Source organism: Pseudomonas sp. NPDC096950 (assembly GCF_044762525.1).
In the GTDB taxonomy this organism is placed as follows: domain Bacteria; phylum Pseudomonadota; class Gammaproteobacteria; order Pseudomonadales; family Pseudomonadaceae; genus Aquipseudomonas.
In genome coordinates, this window is the sequence record NZ_JBIWEL010000001.1 from 355,549 (window position 1) to 373,533 (window position 17,985).

Below are 17,985 nucleotides of genomic sequence, written 5' to 3' on the forward strand. Positions count from 1 at the left end.
ACTGGTTCGGTGTCGTTCGCAAGAGTTGCGGCCAACACCGATACCCTGTGGGAGCGGGCTTGCTCGCGAAGGCGTCAGTTCAGTCAAAACCCCAATCCCCTGACACACCGCTTTCGCGAGCAGGCTCGCTCCCACATTGGTTCGGTGTCGTTCGCAATATTTGCGGCCAACACCGCCCCCCCCTGTGGGAGCGGGCTTGCTCGCGAAGGCGTCAGCCCCGTCGAAAACCCTGTCACCTGACACCCCGCTTTCGCGAGCAAGCCCGCTCCCACACTGGTTCGGTGTCGTTCGCAAGAGTTGCGGCCAACACCGATCCCTTGTGGGAGCGAGCCTGCTCGCGAACGCGTCATCCCAGTCGAAATCCCTGTCACCTGACACCCCGCTTTCGCGAGCAGGCCTCGCTCCTACAATCAAAAAAAGGTCAGGGATTCAGCCCGATAGCCCGAACACCCGTCTGGAGGTAGCATGGCGAGGTCATCAGCCCCCATCACCGAGTAACCCAGACCTTGATCGAACGACGCCAATTCAGCGGAGGCATGAAGGGGAAAAATCTCCGCTATTTGAATGAGCAATCTGGCGAGCCAGTCCCCATGGCGCGCACAGGCTTTCTGCTGCTGGAGCATTTTTCACTGCCGGCCTTCACGCAAGCACTGGACACGATTGTCACCGCGAACCTGCTTCGCCCCAAGTTGTTCTCCACTCGCACGTTCGGCTTGCACGATGGCGAAGTCATCAGCGACCTGGGCCTGGTGATTCGGCCCGATGCGCGTTTCGATGCTGTCGCGATTCAAGACCTGGACCTGCTGGTCATCTGTGGCGGCTACCGCACCGAACTCAAAGCCAGCGATGAGTTGATCCACTTGCTCCGAAGCGCGGCAGACCACGGCGTGATCCTCTCCGGATTGTGGAACGGCGCCTGGTTCCTCGGCAGCGCCGGTTTGCTCGACGGCTACCGCTGCGCCATCCACCCCGAGCATCGCCCTGCACTGGCGGAAATCGCCAAAGCCGCGCAAGTCACCAGCGAACCCTATGTGATTGATCGCGACCGACTCACGGCGTCGAGTCCATCCGGGGCCTTCCACATGGCGCTGGACTGGATCAAAGGCCTGCACGACAAAGCACTCGTCGAAGGCATCGAAGACATCCTGGCGTTCGAAGAATCCCGCTACCGGCGCATCAAACCGACGGAAAACATCTGCGTCAGCGCACCGCTGCGCGAGGTGGTGAAGCTGATGGACGCCAACCTCGAAGAGCCATTGGAGCTGGAGCAACTGGCGGTGTACGCCGGCCGTTCCCGTCGCCAACTCGAGCGTCTGTTCAAGGAACAACTGGGCACCACGCCGCAACGCTATTACATGGAATTGCGCATCACCGAGGCCCGTCGCTTGCTACAGCACACCGAACTGTCCCAGGTGGACGTGCTGGTCGCCTGCGGTTTTGTCTCGCCCAGTCATTTCAGCAAATGCTACAGCTCGTACTTTGGCTACCGACCATCCAAGGAAACGCGGCTGGTCAAATAATCCCCGGAGCCCCATTGATGTCGGACCGTGAAATCATCATTCCCGAGGCCATGCGGCCCATCATCGAGCGCGCGGGTTATGCCCCGGCGGTCAAGGTCGGCAAAACGCTGTACTGCGCCGGCCAGGTAGGCCGGACGCCTGACCTGCAAGTCATCGAAGACCCCGAACAACAGTTCATCAGCGCCTGGGAAAACCTCCGTCAGGTGCTGGAGGCGGGCGGCTGCACCTTCGACGACGTGGTCGAGATGACGACCTACCACGTCGAAATGTCAAAGCACATGGCGGCGTTCCGGGAGGTAAAAAACCGCCTGTTCCCCAAAGGGCTGTGCGCCTGGACATGCATCGGCGTGAGTGAGTTGGCGCATCCGGGGCTTTTGGTGGAGATCAAGTGCATAGCGGTGCAGCGAACGTAAGGCTATGCTGCCGCGCAAATCGCCAATAACAACCCACAATAGTGATGCCATGAGCCAATCAGAGCTGCATGCGACTGCTTTAGCACTGTATCCCGAGGACTACCGCGAGGCGGCAGCCTTGCTCAAGCAGGCAGTGCCGCTCATGGTGCGGCACAACATCCCGCCGAACCCGGTGCACTACGCGCTCTGGTACACCTACAGCAAAGGCCTGGAACCGGAGCTCAATCGCCACCTGGACCGGGTCGTCAAGGATTTCGACTATTTCCCCTCGGAGTCCGCATCGAAGCTGTTCCGTGAATACATCATTCGCGACGAACTGGAAGATGCCCGCGCCGGCCAGCAACAAGCGATCAATCTGGTGGATGGCATGGAGCGCGACGTCTCCCATAGCGTGAGTGGCAGCCTCAACTTCAAGGCCAGCCTCGGGCAATGCCTGGAAATGCTCGCCGAGCCGGTCGATAACCGCTTGCCGGCGATACTCAGCGAGCTGCAACAGAGCACGCAGGCGATGCACGATCAGCAAGAGCGCTTCCTCGCTCAATTGCACTCGGCGCAAAACGAGATTAAAAACCTGCGCGACAAACTGGAGCGAGCCCAGCTCGACGCGACGCTGGACGGCCTAACGCAGGTGCTCAATCGAAGCACCTTCTCGCGCTTGTTGGAGCAAGCGTTGAGCAACAATGCGCACGGTGTCGCGCTGGTCATGCTGGATATCGATCACTTCAAACAATTCAACGACCAATATGGCCACCCACTGGGCGATCGCGTGCTCAAGCATGTGGGCCAGGTCTTGCGCAGCTCGCTGCCACCCCAGGCGTTGGCGGCGCGTTATGGTGGCGAAGAGTTTTGCGTGATCCTGCGTGAATGCGCCGATCTCAGCGCTGCCCGTGACTTTGCGGAGCTGCTGCGGCAGAAGGTCCAGGCGCTGCGGATCAAGGCGCGCGGCACCCAGGAAGTGCTTGATACGGTGACGGCGTCGTTTGGCGTGGCCCTTGCCAATGCGGACGACACGGTGGAAAGCCTGGTGGTGCGTGCCGATGACGCGCTTTATCAAGCCAAGCGCAGTGGGCGCAATCAAGTCGTGTGATCGCTCCCCGGCCCATTCCTCATCGCTACCCCAGCCATTTGTGAAGTTGTTGGTGCAGTTCACCGGCACTCAACTTCAACTCATCAATGAAGGCCGTAGCAACAGACGTCTGTGGCCGATACAGCGGGGTGATGAGGTTGACGCAAAACGGTATTGAAATCGAGAACCGTCGCAAGCACACGGCCTGATCGGCAAAACTCAAGGCCGTCAGTGGATTGATGATGCCGACCCCGACGTTTTGCTGAACGAAAAAGCATACGGCCGCCGCGCTGTGGGTTTCTATGACGGTGCGACATTTGACCTGGGCATCGGCAAGTATCTTGTCGAGGATGATCCGGTAAGGGTCCTGGCCTGACAGGCTGACCATGTTGATACCGGCCAGATCCAGAGGCGTAATCACCTTTTTGCTGCACAGCGGGTGACCGGATGGCAGCACGCACACCTCATCGCCGGTAAAGATGTTTTCACATCGAGTGCCGGGCGGCGTTTCGCTGTTTTCAGTCAGCCCGAAATCATGCCGTTGGGCCGTCATCCACTCTTCGAGCAGCGGGGATTCCTGCGGGGTGATGTTGATGTTCACTTCCGGGAACGCGTTGATGAACCGTCCGCACACGTAGGGCAACAGGCTCTGCGAAAAAGCGGGCAGGCAGGCGATCGTGAGACTGGTCTGGAAATTCTTGATCGATTGCGCCGCATTGTGGATGCGCTCGAGCCCGTAATAGGAGGTTTTCACTTCCTCGAACAAACTCAATCCCTGAGTGGTGGGCTGCAAGCGCGCCTGTGTCCGTTCAAACAGTTTGAGCCCCAGGACATGCTCGAATCGAGCGATTTCACGGCTGACGGTCGGTTGTGAGGTTTTGAGCAATGCCGCTGCCTTGGTCACGCTGCCGGTGGTCATGATCGCCCAGAATATTTCGACTTGCCTGAAACTGAATCTCACTCTATCCCCCAAGGCAGACACGGCCTTAATCCATTGAAAAGCGCCGCCGAGCATAGCATGCGGGGCCGTTTCAGCCTTGTGCTGGGTATATCAGAAATGAAAGACACCTAAAAAGAAATGATATTTTGAATGTAGTGGCCATGTAATTACACTGGCCCGACAAATAAACCTCTACCACTCTGCTTCCCTTCAGATGTGCGATCGGGTGCCTGTTATTCAGCGGCACCGATATCGTCGTCGAGAGTCTGCGAGGGTGAGTAAGAGCGGATCAAGTTTGCCAATGGATGAACTGGAATCGACCCATGTGAGGGGTCAACTTATGGAAATGCATGATTTGGTCGGCATTGGTTTTGGTCCTTCGCATATTGGCTTGGCGGTCTCTCTTTACGAAGATTATAAAGAAGAGACTGAAGGCAAAAAGATTACGTTTTTTGAAGCCAAGAACAAACATGGCTGGCACCACCCGATGATGTTGCCCAGTGCCAAGATGCAAATTTCTTTCATGAAAGATCTTTGCTTTTTGCGCAATCCGAAAAGCCACTTCACGTTTGTGAACTATTTGCATGAACATCGGCGACTGGGTTCTTTCGCCAACTTGCGGGACTTCAACCCCAGTCGCAAGGAGTTTGATGATTACCTGCGTTGGGTGGCGGGGCACTTCAATCATGTGACGCGTTATTCTTCATGGGTTCAATCGGTTCTGCCGGTCACGGAAAATAATCAAGTCGTTGCGCTTGATGTCACCGTCAATGACACGTTGACGGGCAACACACAGGTTGTCAGGACGCAAAACCTCGCCATCGCCATTGGCGGTGAACCGGCAATGCCGGTGGCATGCACCAGCCCACACGTCTTCCACTCCTCGCAATTGCTGGAAAAGTTGCCGGACTACGATGAAAGCAAGCGCTATCGGTTTCTGGTGGTGGGTTCCGGGCAAAGCGCGGCGGAGATCTATCAGCACCTGATCAGTCATTACCGTCATGCGGATGTGCGGGTGGCGAGCAGCGGTATCGGGTTCAAGCAAGCCGATGACAGTGAATACGTGAATGAAGTGTTTGATAACGAAATGATCGACCGGATTTATGACCTCGATCCGGAAAATCGTCAGGCACTGATTCGAAAACACTTCGACACCAACTACTCGGTGGCCGATCTGGCGATTATTCAAAGCCTGTACCGTGAAGAGTATGAAGCCATGATCGGCGGTGATGCCGAGCGCTTCGGAGTACTCAAGTTCAAACGGCTTACCCAGGTGATCGAGCACAATAATGCGTTGTCCGTCACGTTGGTGTCGACGCTCGACGGTGAATACCAGGAACTTGAAGTGGATGTTGTTATTTGCGCGACCGGTTACAGCCGCAAGAACAACCTGGCACTGTTGGATTCACTCAAGCCTTATTGGGCAGAACCTGCGCAAATACCGCGCTTGAGCCGTCATTACGTTTTGCAGATGACGGATGACTTTAAACCCAACATCTATATCCAGGGCATGTCGGAACATACCCATGGCCTGAGCGATACATTGCTGTCGGTTATTTCACGGCGATCCCATGAAGTGGGCGGGCAAATCGTCAATACGCTGAGTAACAGGGTCATGCAGGGAGCAATGACGTCATGAAAATGTCCAGAGAGCTGATTGTGTTCTTGGTCGGTTCCACGGTTTACCGGTTGTTTTCCGGTGCACTGCTGGTGTCCCTGACCTGGACCATTCTCAATCAGAATGAAGGCGGCTATTTGCCGCTGGCACTCGCGATTTTTTGTTCATTTATTCCGGCGTTTGTGACGCCGATGATGATCAAGCGCCTGTCGACCCGAATGAACGGTCGCCAGATGAGCAGTGGGTTCCTGGCCTGTCTCGCAGGTCTGAGCCTGGTCGCCGGGGTGTGCCGTGATATCACGGTCGGACTGCTGATCACCAATCTGTTTGTGTGGCTGATCTTCATGTTGCTGGAAGCCAGCCTGGACATGTGGTTTACCCAGGTCCAGCGTGGCATGGACGCCGCGACGGTCAGGCGTATCAGCGGTGCGACCACCGCCACCAGTCAGGCTGCGCTGATGATTGGTCCGCTGCTGGCGGCCGGCCTGATGCCGATTCTGACCGGCATGGGGTTTTCCATTCTTCTGTGCGTCAGCTTCTTGCTCGTCGCTGCGGTTTGCTACACCCGAAACGGTTCGGCCGTGATTGAAGTCCGGGAGGGCAGTGCTCCGGTGGCGCCGGCGAAGCTTCCGCTGACCTTATTCATTCCGATGGTGCTGATCTGGCCGATCCTCGGCGCCTTCAACTTCATGCTCCCGGTTTACGTGGCAAGCCATGGCTGGGCGCTGTTCGAGTTAGGTGTGCTGGACGCCGTATTCGGCATGGGCATGGCGTTGATTGGCGTGCTGATCATTTTGGCCAATACCGGCCGAAACCTGTTGGTCTTTTTGTCCGGGCTGATTGCGCTCGCTGTCGCCGCCGCCCTGGTGTGGTTCCTGGTCCCCGACACGCTTGTCCTCAAGGCCCTGAGCCTGTTGATTCTGGGCATGGCGTTTGGCGGCGCCCGGGTGCATATCCGCGCTGCCATTGCCTATCGCTACAGCGAGGCCGCCGTCGGCCTTTGTGTCAGCAGAGCCAATGCGCTGGCTACGCCTGTGCTGCTGCTGGTCCTGAGCCTGCAACTGGCACTGATCGACACGGCCTGGCTCGTACCGTTCCTGATGATCATGTTGTCCATCGCGCTCTTGCTGCAGACCTCTGCGACGCGTTTCGCCCAAGGGCAGGGGAACGCCGCCTCGGTCGGCGCCTGATAAGAATCGCGCCTTATTTACGTAAAAGTTTGAGGATTCGAAATGACGTTATCCAATCGTTACGCCTTGTTGATCGGCGCCGATCTGCCCATGAGGGAGCGGGCCGTGTTGTGTACCGCACGAGCGCTGGGCATGGCTGTGGTGGTGCTGGCCTATCCCGGCGAGGTGCTGGCCCAGCGGCGTCGGCCGGCAGCCAGCCTGGCTGACGATTACATCGTCAGCCCCTATCTGCTGGATCCGGTGCGCGCGCTTGAGGCGGTCAAAGAGTACGAACGCAAGACAGGCCTCACACCGGCGGCGGTCATCCCGGTCAACGATTTTGTCCTGGAGGCTGGCGCTGCGATAGCCAAGCAATACGCCATACCGTTTCACAGTGACGCGGTGATCCTGCGCTGTCGCGACAAGTTGCTGATGAAGACCGAACTGGCAAAGGCCGGACTGAATGTGGCGCCGACCCTGGCGGTCAATGAAGGTGTCGCCGGCTACGTCTTCAAGGATCAGGAAAAAGTCATTTTCAAACCCAGTGTCTTTGGTGGCAGTGGCGGCGTGCGCCTGGTGAGCAACCCGCAGGAGTTGCAAGTGGCGATCGATGACGCTGCGAAGTTGTTGCACAAGTACAAGGACATTCTTTACATCGATCCGGAGCGTGTGCACCTGGAAGCCTTTCTCGACAGTGAACTTGAAGTCTCCGTCGAAGTTTATTGCCGACCGGGCGAAAGTACGGCGGCGGCCGTCACCCACAAGCAACTCTCGCCACGTCCGTACTTTGCTGAAATGGGTCACATCGTTCCCTACGCCGGGGCTGATTATGATGCCTTGCGCGAGACCGCCGAAAAGGCATGTCGGGCACTGGGTATCGAACGCGGCGTCTCTCATGTCGAGATCAAGATTGTGGACGGGGTGCCTTTCATCATTGAGGTCGGCGCCCGGCCCGCCGGCGACCGGATCATCGACTTGGTCTATCGCTCCTTGGGCATTGATCTCTATGCCCTGCACGCCAAGAGCTACTGCGATATCTACGACGACATGCCCCTGATCAAGCGCCGGGGCACCGCAGCGGTCGCCTTCCTGAAGGCGGCACCTGGAAAGATCACCCGCATCAATCCCGTGGCGCTGCCCGAGGGTGTGCACGAGCTCAGTCTTTACAAAGGCGTCGGAGATTTTTCCGACAGGGACGCACAGAATTTCGAAACCCGTGAAGGCCATGTGGAGTGGTTTTGGCCGATCGAGCATCAGGACACACCTGACTTCATGTTCCAGACGGCCAGGCTGTCCGCCGACCTGTTTGACATCGAGCGTCATTGAGCCCGGTTCTTTCAACGCCTTCACGAGATAACAGCATGTTCGACAATCGCCACATTCGCTCGCTGGCCAACCCGGCCATGGACGTGACCGAATTCGCAACACCCCTGGAAAAATGCACGCAAGGGCGTCCGGTGCAGACGTTCCACAAGCAGTTCGAGAGCGCTGACCAGTTGTTCTCGGTAGGGGTCTGGGAATGCAGCGTGGGCAGTTTTACGGTGAACTTCACCGGGCATGAATTCGCCAGCCTGCTGGAGGGGCGGATCATGATCGAAGACGAGCAGGGCACCCAGGTGTTGTTTGTGCCCGGTATGCAACTGGTCTTTCCCGCCGGTTACAAGGGCGAATGGAAGGTGCTCGAACCGTCCCGAAAAGCTTACGTCTGGTACGAATTAAGCCCTCCGGCTCTTTGAACGGGTGTCTCACTGTGAACAAGATCAACGATTCGCTGATCCATCAACTGGCGCATGAGTTCGGCACGCCGTTCTGGCTGTATGACGCCGATTCCATTCGCCGCCGGACTGCGCAGTTGCGCGCATTCGATGTGATTCGCTATGCGCAGAAAGCCAACCCGAACATTCAGATACTCAAGTTGATGAAAAGTCTGGGCGCGATGGTCGATGCCGTGTCACTGGGCGAAATTGAACGCGCCCACAGGGCAGGGTTTCGCAACGATGAAGGGCACGCTCAAATCGTCTACACCTGTGACGTGCTTGACGAAGCGACACTGCAGCGGGTGATCGAACTGAACATTCCGGTCAACGCCGGCTCACCGCAAATGCTCGAGCAACTGGGCAAGGCGAGTCCCGGGCATAAAGTCTGGCTGCGGATAAATCCGGGATTCGGTCACGGTCACAGCCGCAAAACCAACACCGGGGGCCAAAGCAGCAAGCACGGCAACTGGCATGAAAACCTGGACGTCTGCTACCGGCTGATCGAAACCTACGGTCTGGAGTTGGTGGGGCTGCACATGCACATTGGCTCCGGGGTCGATTACGAGCATCTGCAACGTGTCTGCGCGAGTATGGTCGAGCATGTGCTGCGTTGTCCGTTCGATATTTCGGCGATATCGGCGGGGGGCGGGTTGCCGGTCGCCTATCGTGACGAGGACCCGCAGATCGACCTCGACGAGTACTTCCGCATCTGGGATCTGGCGCGTCGCCAGATTCAGGATCACCTTGGACACCCGGTGACGCTGGAGATCGAACCGGGGCGCCTGCTGGTCGCCGAATCCGGGTGCCTGGTGACTCAGGTCAGGGCCAAGAAGGATGTCGGGACGAATCATTTCGTACTGGTGAACTCCGGTTTCAACGATCTGATGCGACCGGCCATGTATGGCAGTTTTCACCGGATCACCGCGCTTCAGAAAGGCCCCGTGGCTGATCGCAAGTTGTGGCGCAATACCGTGGTAGCCGGTTCGTTGTGCGAGGCTGGCGATGTATTCACTCAGCAGAGCAACGGCGAAATCGATCACCAGTTGCTGCCCGAGCTGCAGGTGGATGATTTGTTGGTTTTCCATGATTGCGGCGCCTACGGTGCAAGCATGTCATCGAATTACAACACCCGGCCGTTAATTCCGGAGCTACTTCTGGATGGCGACTCGGTCAAGGTTATTCGTCGTCGCCAGACATTCGACGAGTTACTTTCGCTGGAAACGATTTAAACCAATAAGAACGGATTAAGGGTGCAGACATCAGTCTGCATCCGGGGATTCGTGCGCCCGGTGATCAGCATTTTGCAAGTTGGGGAGACAACCATGGAAGTCGTCAGAAAGCACCAGCAGTTCAAGTTGAGTCATGAATACAACGCACTGATCAAGCGCATCTATCCTGAGCCGTCGCTGCGTACACCCTTCGGTTCCGCCTGTGTCACCGTTGAAGCCGGGACGCTGAGCAAGCCGCATCTGCACCATGAACATGAAACGTTCATCATTGTTTCCGGGCACGGCGAATTTGTTCAGGACAACATTCGAAGCAATATCTCGGCGGGAGATGTTATTTACATCAAGCCTTTCAGCGAACACTACATCGAGGCTCATCCTCAGTCGCCAGTCGAGTTCATGAGTATCTGGTGGGAGGACGCTCAATCACAATCCGAGGCCCGGACCACTCGCCAGATTCTGTTTACGCCGCCACCGACACCCAACGGCGATCTGCACCTGGGGCATATCTCCGGACCTTATATTTGCGCCGATATCATCAAGCGTTATCTACAGAGTCAGGGCACGCCGGCCAGCCTGATTGTCGGTCTGGACAAGCACCAGTCCTATGTCGACCTGAAGGCGCGGCAACAGGGTATCAATGCCCGCGATGTCTATGAGCAATTCAGTCGATCCATCATGTGCACCTTCGATAATGCCGGTATCGGTTATGACGACGTGCATGATTGCGACAGCCATTTTCACCTCGAATTTGTTCACGACTTTATCCAGCGCCTGGTGGCCAAAGACATTCTGCAGATTAAGCCGCAGGACATCGCCTGGTGCGCCGATTGCCGGCTTGAAGTATTTGACGCCTTTGCCCGGGGCGGCTGTCCCACCTGTCACGCGCCTTCAAACGGGTGCGTGTGCGAAGACTGCGGCAGCCCCAATAACAGTTACAACTTGCGGGAGGTGTCGTGCAACTTGTGCGGTGCAGCGCCGACTCTGCGCCAGGGTAAAAAGGGCGTACTGGATCTGGACCGATGCGCCGCCGACTTTGTCCGCGCCGGTTTTCAGGTCACCGCGCCACCGAAACTTGAAAAGTACCTGCTCAAGCAACGGGCACTCGCGCAGGAAGATTATGTGGTGACATTCCACAGCGAGTGGGGCGTGCCTTCAAGGCATCCGGAGCTGAGCGGACAATCCTATCTGGCCTGGATCGAAATGGCGGCCGGTTACCTGGCGGCTATTTACAAGAGTGTATTTGGCGAAGAAGTCAGCGATGTCGAACAAGCCATCGAACGCCTGAACGGCGCAGACTTTGAAATCATTCACCTGATGGGTTTTGACAACTCGTTTTATTACGCCCATCTGTACCCGCAGTTGTTCGCCGCGCTCGGGGTGCGGGCCATGAAGATCACGTTCGTGGTCAATGAGTTTTTGCTGCTGGATCAGTTGAAGTTTTCCACCAGCCGCAACCACGCGATCTGGGCCAACGACGTGTTTACCTCGCCGGCTGTTGCTGACTGGTATCGCTTTTACCTGTCGCTGAAAAGACCTGACGTGAGTCGCGAAAACTATGATCGCAGTGAGTTCGAAAGCTTTCGTCAAAGCACGATGGCTGATCTGACACAGTTGTTCGCGATCCATCGACAGCGACTTGACGGGCATTTCGCGGGAGTCGTTCCGCAACCCGGCGCCTGGACTCGGCTGCATCAGGAATACGACACTTTTTTCAATCGACACAAGATCCATCTCGGCAACGCCCTCGGTGTACCCAACGGCTATGCCGTCAAGCAATACGCCAGCTCGGTCAAGCAACTGCTTGATGTGTTGACTCGCTTCCAGCGGATGACCTGCGGTTATTTCGATGATTCGGCCGATCATGGTGAGCGGCGCACCAGTATGTACCTCGAGGCCGAAGCCATGGCGCTGTTGCGCTTGCACCTGGGCTGCATCATGCCGCAAGTGATCGGCGAGCTGGATCGTCCATGAGTGCAAGCGAGGTCTCCAGCCATTACGACTGGCTTGTCGTCGGTGCCGGGATAGTCGGTCTGTGTACCGCACTGCACCTGGCACGACGCAAGCGGCGGGTGTGTGTCATCGAGCAAATGTCCGAGGTGACAAACGCCTCCACGCTGTCCGGGGCCGGGATACGTTTTTTCGATCCTGACCCGGGCATCAGCGCCCAGGTCGCACAAAGCCATGATTTTTACTCGGCCCTGGGCCTGGCTGAGGATTTCCGTCCATGCCCGAGTTATTACGGCTTCGGTGCCGCTGCCAATGAGCGTTTGCTGGACAGGGCCCACGCGAGCGGCATGCGCGTGCTTTCGCGGGCACAACTGCGGGCCCGCCGGCCATCTGTCGAATGGGGATCGGTGGATTACGCCGTGGAGGATGAACACGCGGGCTTCAGAGATCCCCTGATCACTTGGCATGCGCTGCGTGCGGCGTGTGAGCGGCTTGGGGTGACTTTCCGGTTTGGTCATCAGGTCCTGGCTTTCGAGGACAGTACCCGTGCCCGGTATGTGTTGACGCAAGCGGGGCGTTACGGGGCTCACGGGGTGATTTTTGCCACGGGTTACTGGACGCCCAGCCTGCTCGAACGCCTGGGGCTGCCGGCGGTGGTGCGCAATCGAACCATCACGGTTCATCGTCTTGCAGGCCACAACCTGGCCCATCTGCCTTTTGTGGTTGAACACGACAGCGGTTTTCACGCCCGTCCGACTGCAAGCGGGGAGATTCTATTTGGCGTTCCCCAGCCGGATTGGGACGTTGCACCGGACAACCTGCCTGATCGCGCCGACGCTCATCTGAACAAAGCGCTGGCGCATTTGCAGCGCTACGCCCCCGTACCGCTTTCATTCTCCGGAGTGCGCACAACACGCTCGGCAGACGCCTTCGATTCAGTGGCGCCCGAGGCGCAAACCGTATTGCCCGAACACACACATGTATTTGCTTTCGGCGAAGGCGCCGCTTTCAAGTACGCCCCGGCCAGGACCTTGGCTTACCTCAACTCAATACTGGGATCATAGATATGCTGAATCAGGGAACGATTGATTTTCGCGGTAAATTGCCAAGTTCTGAAGCCTTGGTGCATACCCTGGTCAATGGCTACATGTTGTCTGCCTCGTTATTCGGTTGCGTAGAGGTGGACCTGTTCAGTCATCTGAATGAGACATCAGGCACCGCCATCAGCGAATTGGCCGACGCGTGCCTGCTCAGCGCCGCGCAAGTCCAGAAACTGGTGTCCTTCGGTTTGTCGGTGGGATTGATCATTCAGCGGGGTGATCAGTTCTTCAACTCAAGCGATGCGCAGAAACTGCTCTCCCGTCACAGCGCCCAGAATATTTGCTCGGCGGTCGAGCACCATAGCCGGCATGTCTATCCGTTATTCGGTCAGCTTGCCGAGTCGCTCAAAAGTGGCAAGCCAATTTCCGATCGCTTGCAGCTGTCCCCGGAACAAGGCGATACCAATGAGTTCTACGCCGAGCTGGATAAAAGCGAGAACGACTTCGATGTGTTTATGGCGGCCATGAACACCTTCAGCACAGGCGCCGGAACCCGCATTGCCGAGGCCCTGAACGCGAGAGTCGGGACTGCGGCGCCGCTGCGCATTCTGGATCTGGGCGGCGGCGGTGGGCAGGTGTCCATTGAGATTGCACAGGCAATCCCGCAGGCGCAGATCACATTGATCGATCTGGAAAAAGCCACGCGTTACGCCCGCGCCGAAGTCGGTCGCAAGGGGCTGGGCGATCGTGTTTCATGCCTGTCCGGGGATATTTTTGCGCGCTTGCCGTTGGCTGAGGCTGACTTTGATGTGGTGCTGATTTCCGCTGTATTGGGGGATTGGAGTCACGATTATCAAGTCACGCTGCTGGCCAACGCGCACCATCACCTCAAATCCGGAGGGTGCCTGGTGGTCAGTGAAACCTTGCTGGACGACGATCTGGCCGGGCCGATTCTGCCGGCGCTCATGAGTCTCTATGTGCAGATCCTGACCGAAGGCGGGCAGAATTTCACCGCGCGATCGCTGGTGACGCTGCTGTCTGGCAACCAGTTCGAGCACATCGAGGTGCAGCTCAATCGTGCGCATGGCTGTCGCGACACGGTGCTTGCCAGCAAGGCATCGTGAGGCGTCCGCCGGAGATCGGACCGGGAGCAATGAGCGCGAAGCATTGATCACCCGACGTCAGGCAATGCCCGTTAGTGGTCGAAAGCAGCCCGACTGCTTTCGACCAACGCTTAACCCCGGTCCCGTTGCTCGGCCACCAACAACAATGACTGCGGCACCGCACTCTGCGGGTGCTGCGGCTCCTGCAGGCCCGCCAGCCGAAACCCGGCCATGTCCAGCGCATTAAGCCAACTGGACAACGTGCGGAAATACCACGGCATGGGCTGCCACTGGCCCTTGAACCCGGTGAACGTCTCTTCGCGCCAACCATCCTGATAGTCGCCCGCCGCTGCGGTCCACGGGTGCAGCGTCTGGATCACCAGCGCGCCGCCAGGAGCGAGCAGGGCGTTCATGGCGACGAGCAGCGGGATGATGTCCTGATGCAACAGGGCGAAGTTGGCGCAGATCACGTCGTAATCACTGCCGATATCAACCTTGGCCTCCACCAGCGCTTCATAGCTCGCCACCTTCACCTGCGAAGAACCCGCCGCCCGCGCGGCGTCTACCAGCGTCGCATCGCCATCCACACCGGTCGCCTCGATTCCTCGATCAGCCAACGCGCGCAACAGCCAGCCCTCACCGCAACCGAGGTCCAGAATGCGCTCGGGCTGACGGCCCAGCACCGCCAGCAGGATGGCCTGATTGGTGACTTGCAGGCGACTTTCGATCGTGCCGTTGCGGATGGCGTCGATCCAGGCGTGGGCGTTGTGGTGCCAGCTGTCGAGTAGCGTGGATTCGGGGGCGGGCATGGCGGATGTCCGGAGTGGGGTGGTTGGATGAAGGATAGGGCAAGCGCACGTGACGCGGGTCTTTTTGGTTGACCAGGCCCTGCTTTCGGACCCATCACCCTGGGATCCATAGCCATACGTTCAGCCTATGTTTCCCTTCCGCTAATACGAATATACCTATCACCCATCCTCACCGACACTCGAGCCTCAACGACAACAGAGGCTCATCCCATGCCAGCTTCAACCCCGCTTCAGCGCCTGGCCGAACTCGATACCAATACCGTCTCCGACGCCCTGGATTTTCTGCAATTGCCGGGTGCAACCGGTGGAATCAGGCCGTTGTGGAACTGCCCAAAAATCGTTGGCAGGGCCAGTACCGTGAAGCTGGCCCCGAAAACCGGCAGCGCCCGGACGGTGCACATGATTTCCCCGGTCATCGACGCGATTACCAGCGACGATCGGGTGCTGGTAATCGCCGGTGGGCTCGAGGGGATTTCCTGCTGGGGCGACATCATTGCCAACGCCGCTGTGATCAAGAACATTCGTGGCACGGTGATTGATGGCTTCAGTCGGGATATCGACGGCAGTGCGTCCATCGGCTATCCGGTCTACGGCCGTGGCGTGACGATGATCAGCGCCCGTAACCGCGTGGTGCAGGTCGATTCCGGCGTGACCATCAGCGTCGCCGGTGTCGCCGTGTCGGAGGATGACTACGTGATTGCCGACACCTGCGGCACGGTGTTTATCCCGGCGGCGCACATCGAGAACGTCTTGAACCTGGGCGAGCGCATTGCCCGGCGCGAGGCGGCCATGGTCGCGGCGGTACGGGGCGGGCGCTCGGTGGTGGAGGTGATGCACGACACGCAGTTCGAGACCATTGCCGTGGAGTCTGCGCAATGAACAGCGAAGATCAAAAACTCGTGGCGCTGTTTGCAGGGCTGGACACCCCTGGCGTTTCGGATGCCATGGATAAACTGGGCATTCCCGGCCAATGCCTGGGCATCGCGCCGCTGGAGAACTATCGATCCGTGGTGGTGGGTCCGGCGTTCACGGTGCAATACGTTCCGGCGAGCATTCCACCCGGTACGGTGGGCGATTTTATCGAGGACGTCAGCCCCGGGGATGTGGTGGTGATCGCCAACGAGGGGCGCTCCGATTGCACCGTGTGGGGCGACATCATGACCCAGTACGCCGGGGCGCGGGGCATCGCCGGAACGGTGATTGATGGCGTCTGTCGTGATGTGAGCAAAGCCCTCGACGATGGCTATCCGGTGTTCAGCCAGGGGCGCTACATGCGCACCGGCAAGGACCGGGTCGAGGTGCTTTCGGTGAATCAACCGGTGTCCATCGGCGGTGCGCGCGTGTGTGCCAGGGACATCATGGTGGCCGACGCCAACGGCGTCATTGTGGTGCCACGGGCTCGCGCCGCAGAAGTCGCGGAGCGTGCCCGACAAATCGAAACCGTCGAAAGCGACATCCGCACGCTGATCAGCCAGGGCAAAACCCTCAAGCAAGCCAGGGAAACCCTCGGTTACCACACCTTGCAGAGGAAGGAACAATGAACCCGATCATGCACGCACGCTTGAAAGTGCTCGGCTCATCGACCCTTTACGAAGCGTCCCGATTGCCCTGCGCGGTGGACCCGGCCATCCGGCCGATCTGGGAGGGCGCTTTTATCGCGGCGCCGGCGTATCCGCTGGAATGCTCGCCGGGTGACAACCTGTCCATCCACATTGCGCTGGAACGGGTGCCCCGGGGCAGCGTGCTCGTGGTCTCGACCGGTAATCACCTGGCCGGTTATTGGGGCGAAGTGCTTACCGTGGCCGCCGAAGCCGCCGGTGTCGTCGGGTTGGTGATTGACGGCGGGGTGCGCGATATCGCGGCGTTGGTCGCCCGGAAATTTCCGGTGTTCGCACGCGGAATCTCCATGAAAGGCACGGTGAAGGCCAGTTCCCCCTCGGTCGGGCAGTGCTTCAACTTCAACGGCGCGCACGTGGCGGTGGGTGATCTGGTGGTGGCCGATGACGACGGTGTACTGATCATCCCCCAAGGCTCAGTGGCGCAGACGATTGCCGAAGCCGAAGCGCGGGCCGCGAAGGAAGCAGACATGATGATTGCCCTGAGCCAGGGTCGCTCGACGCTGGAATTGATGAACTTGACGAGCTGGAGAGCCCGCCATGAAGTGTGATATCCGACAGCTCAATGTTCGCCTCGCCCAAGCGCAACCCTCCGCCACCTACCGCATCATGGATCGCGTGGCGGCACGCCGGGCTGACGGGGCACAGATCATCTCTTTATGCGCCGGCGAACCGGATTTCGACACGCCGGCGCACGTGCGCCAGGCCGGCATCGAGGCCATCCAGAACGGCCACACCCGTTACACGCAAGTCGCGGGTGTGCGTGGGCTTCGCGAAGCGGTCGCCGCCAAGTTTCGCAACGAGAATGGTCTGGACGTCAGTTGGCAGGACACGATCATTTGCAATGGCGGCAAACACGTCATCTACAACGCGTTGGCCGCGACCTTGAATGAAGGGGATGAAGTGATTATCCCGGCGCCTTACTGGGTCAGTTACCCGGAAATGGTGGAGTTGTGCGGCGGCACGGCAAAGATCCTTGCGTGTACCAGCGACGATCAATTCAAGCTTTCACCGGCGGCATTGAACGCCGCGATCAATGACAACACCCGCTGGTTGATCCTGAACTCGCCGTCCAATCCCACGGGTGCCGTGTACAGCAAGGATGAGTTGAAAGCGCTTGCGCAGGTTCTGTTGGCGCGTCCCCGTGTGTTGGTGCTGGCCGATGATATCTATGAGCACCTGCTGTTCGACGGCCAGGTTTTCAACACGCTGGCTCAGGTCGAACCGAAACTCGCGCCACGGGTCCTGACCATGAATGGCGTGTCCAAGGCCTACGCCATGACTGGGTGGCGCATCGGTTTTGCCACCGGTCCGCGTTGGTTGCTGGAGGCGATGGAGAAGCTTCAGGGCCAGCAAACCTCAGGCGCCAGCGCCATCTCACAACAAGCGGCTATCGCCGCGTTGACGGGATCACAGAATTTCATCCTTCAATCGCGCGCGGCGTTCGAAAAGCGTCGGGACCTGGTGGTTGCCCATCTGAATGACACGCCAGGTCTGGAATGCATGAGTCCGTCTGGGGCCTTTTATGCCTTTGCGTCCTGTGCCGGGTTGTTGGGACGCACCACGCCCGCCGGCACGTTGCTTGAGACGGATGAAAACGTGGCCCTTGCCTTGCTCGAGGAGGCCAATGTCGCGGTCGTGCACGGCAGTGCGTTTGGACTGGCGCCGTATCTCCGCATCGCCTACGCCCTGGATGACGACTCTTTGCTAAAGGCGTGTGAAGCCATCCGCCAATTTTGCTTATCGCTTAAATAAAAG

General features: G+C 58.5%; 17 protein-coding genes. 15 read left to right on the forward strand and 2 right to left on the reverse strand.

Features of this window, described 5'->3' with window-relative positions; genetic code table 11:
• The first annotated feature begins 506 nt into the window (after positions 1-506).
• From ACIQY3_RS01810 to ACIQY3_RS01820, 3 genes are read left to right on the forward strand one after another with little or no spacing between them, the layout of a single operon-like run.
• Positions 507-1,520, forward strand: a complete 1,014-nt coding sequence (locus ACIQY3_RS01810; RefSeq protein ID WP_403016669.1) for a GlxA family transcriptional regulator — start codon at positions 507-509, stop codon at positions 1,518-1,520.
• A gap of 17 nt (positions 1,521-1,537) precedes the next feature.
• The gene (locus ACIQY3_RS01815; protein WP_403016671.1) at positions 1,538-1,933 is read left to right on the forward strand and encodes a RidA family protein; all 396 of its coding nucleotides are present in this window, start codon (positions 1,538-1,540) and stop codon (positions 1,931-1,933) included.
• 49 nt (positions 1,934-1,982) lie between these two features.
• A complete protein-coding gene (locus tag ACIQY3_RS01820; protein WP_403016673.1) occupies positions 1,983-3,020 on the forward strand; it encodes a GGDEF domain-containing protein in 1,038 nt (345 codons plus the stop codon).
• A gap of 25 nt (positions 3,021-3,045) precedes the next feature.
• Here the strand turns inward: ACIQY3_RS01820 and ACIQY3_RS01825 are convergent, their stop codons facing one another.
• Positions 3,046-3,960: a LysR family transcriptional regulator gene (locus ACIQY3_RS01825; RefSeq protein WP_403016675.1), complete on the reverse strand. Its 915-nt coding sequence runs from the start codon at positions 3,958-3,960 to the stop codon at positions 3,046-3,048.
• A 319-nt stretch (positions 3,961-4,279) separates the two neighbouring features.
• On the opposite strand from ACIQY3_RS01825, the gene ACIQY3_RS01830 reads away from it, so the two are divergent.
• The 8 genes from ACIQY3_RS01830 (at position 4,280) to ACIQY3_RS01865 (ending at position 13,823) form a co-directional block, all read left to right on the forward strand.
• Positions 4,280-5,578: a SidA/IucD/PvdA family monooxygenase gene (locus ACIQY3_RS01830; RefSeq protein ID WP_403016677.1), complete on the forward strand. Its 1,299-nt coding sequence runs from the start codon at positions 4,280-4,282 to the stop codon at positions 5,576-5,578.
• On the forward strand, positions 5,575-6,747 hold the full coding sequence (locus ACIQY3_RS01835) for an MFS transporter (RefSeq protein WP_403016680.1): 1,173 nt from the start codon (positions 5,575-5,577) through the stop codon (positions 6,745-6,747). The genes ACIQY3_RS01830 and ACIQY3_RS01835 overlap by 4 nt, the downstream gene beginning before the upstream one ends.
• Positions 6,748-6,879: 132 nt before the next feature.
• Positions 6,880-8,052, forward strand: coding sequence for an acetyl-CoA carboxylase biotin carboxylase subunit family protein (locus tag ACIQY3_RS01840; protein WP_403016682.1), 1,173 nt, complete (start codon positions 6,880-6,882; stop codon positions 8,050-8,052).
• 35 nt (positions 8,053-8,087) lie between these two features.
• Complete coding sequence (locus ACIQY3_RS01845) at positions 8,088-8,462, forward strand: cupin domain-containing protein (protein WP_403016684.1); 375 nt, start codon at positions 8,088-8,090, stop codon at positions 8,460-8,462.
• 14 nt (positions 8,463-8,476) lie between these two features.
• Positions 8,477-9,712: a diaminopimelate decarboxylase gene (lysA, locus tag ACIQY3_RS01850; RefSeq protein WP_403016686.1), complete on the forward strand. Its 1,236-nt coding sequence runs from the start codon at positions 8,477-8,479 to the stop codon at positions 9,710-9,712.
• A gap of 93 nt (positions 9,713-9,805) precedes the next feature.
• Positions 9,806-11,683 (forward strand): class I tRNA ligase family protein, encoded by a 1,878-nt coding sequence (locus ACIQY3_RS01855; protein ID WP_403016689.1) that lies wholly within the window; start codon positions 9,806-9,808, stop codon positions 11,681-11,683.
• The gene (locus ACIQY3_RS01860; protein ID WP_403016691.1) at positions 11,680-12,723 is read left to right on the forward strand and encodes an NAD(P)/FAD-dependent oxidoreductase; all 1,044 of its coding nucleotides are present in this window, start codon (positions 11,680-11,682) and stop codon (positions 12,721-12,723) included. Before ACIQY3_RS01855 ends, ACIQY3_RS01860 begins: the two co-directional genes overlap by 4 nt.
• 2 nt (positions 12,724-12,725) lie before the next feature.
• On the forward strand, positions 12,726-13,823 hold the full coding sequence (locus ACIQY3_RS01865) for a methyltransferase (protein ID WP_403016693.1): 1,098 nt from the start codon (positions 12,726-12,728) through the stop codon (positions 13,821-13,823).
• Between the two features lie 110 nt (positions 13,824-13,933).
• Here the strand turns inward: ACIQY3_RS01865 and ACIQY3_RS01870 are convergent, their stop codons facing one another.
• Positions 13,934-14,611 carry a class I SAM-dependent methyltransferase gene (locus ACIQY3_RS01870; protein WP_403016695.1) on the reverse strand — a complete coding sequence of 226 codons (678 nt, stop codon included), beginning with the start codon at positions 14,609-14,611 and terminating at the stop codon, positions 13,934-13,936.
• A gap of 210 nt (positions 14,612-14,821) precedes the next feature.
• Between ACIQY3_RS01870 and ACIQY3_RS01875 the strand changes: the two genes are divergently transcribed.
• From ACIQY3_RS01875 to ACIQY3_RS01890, 4 genes are read left to right on the forward strand one after another with little or no spacing between them, the layout of a single operon-like run.
• Positions 14,822-15,490: an RraA family protein gene (locus ACIQY3_RS01875; RefSeq protein ID WP_403016697.1), complete on the forward strand. Its 669-nt coding sequence runs from the start codon at positions 14,822-14,824 to the stop codon at positions 15,488-15,490.
• The gene (locus ACIQY3_RS01880) at positions 15,487-16,152 is read left to right on the forward strand and encodes an RraA family protein (protein ID WP_403016699.1); all 666 of its coding nucleotides are present in this window, start codon (positions 15,487-15,489) and stop codon (positions 16,150-16,152) included. The genes ACIQY3_RS01875 and ACIQY3_RS01880 overlap by 4 nt, the downstream gene beginning before the upstream one ends.
• Positions 16,149-16,778: an RraA family protein gene (locus ACIQY3_RS01885; protein ID WP_403016701.1), complete on the forward strand. Its 630-nt coding sequence runs from the start codon at positions 16,149-16,151 to the stop codon at positions 16,776-16,778. Before ACIQY3_RS01880 ends, ACIQY3_RS01885 begins: the two co-directional genes overlap by 4 nt.
• Positions 16,768-17,982 (forward strand): pyridoxal phosphate-dependent aminotransferase, encoded by a 1,215-nt coding sequence (locus tag ACIQY3_RS01890; RefSeq protein ID WP_403016703.1) that lies wholly within the window; start codon positions 16,768-16,770, stop codon positions 17,980-17,982. Before ACIQY3_RS01885 ends, ACIQY3_RS01890 begins: the two co-directional genes overlap by 11 nt.
• The last annotated feature ends 3 nt before the right edge of the window (positions 17,983-17,985 follow it).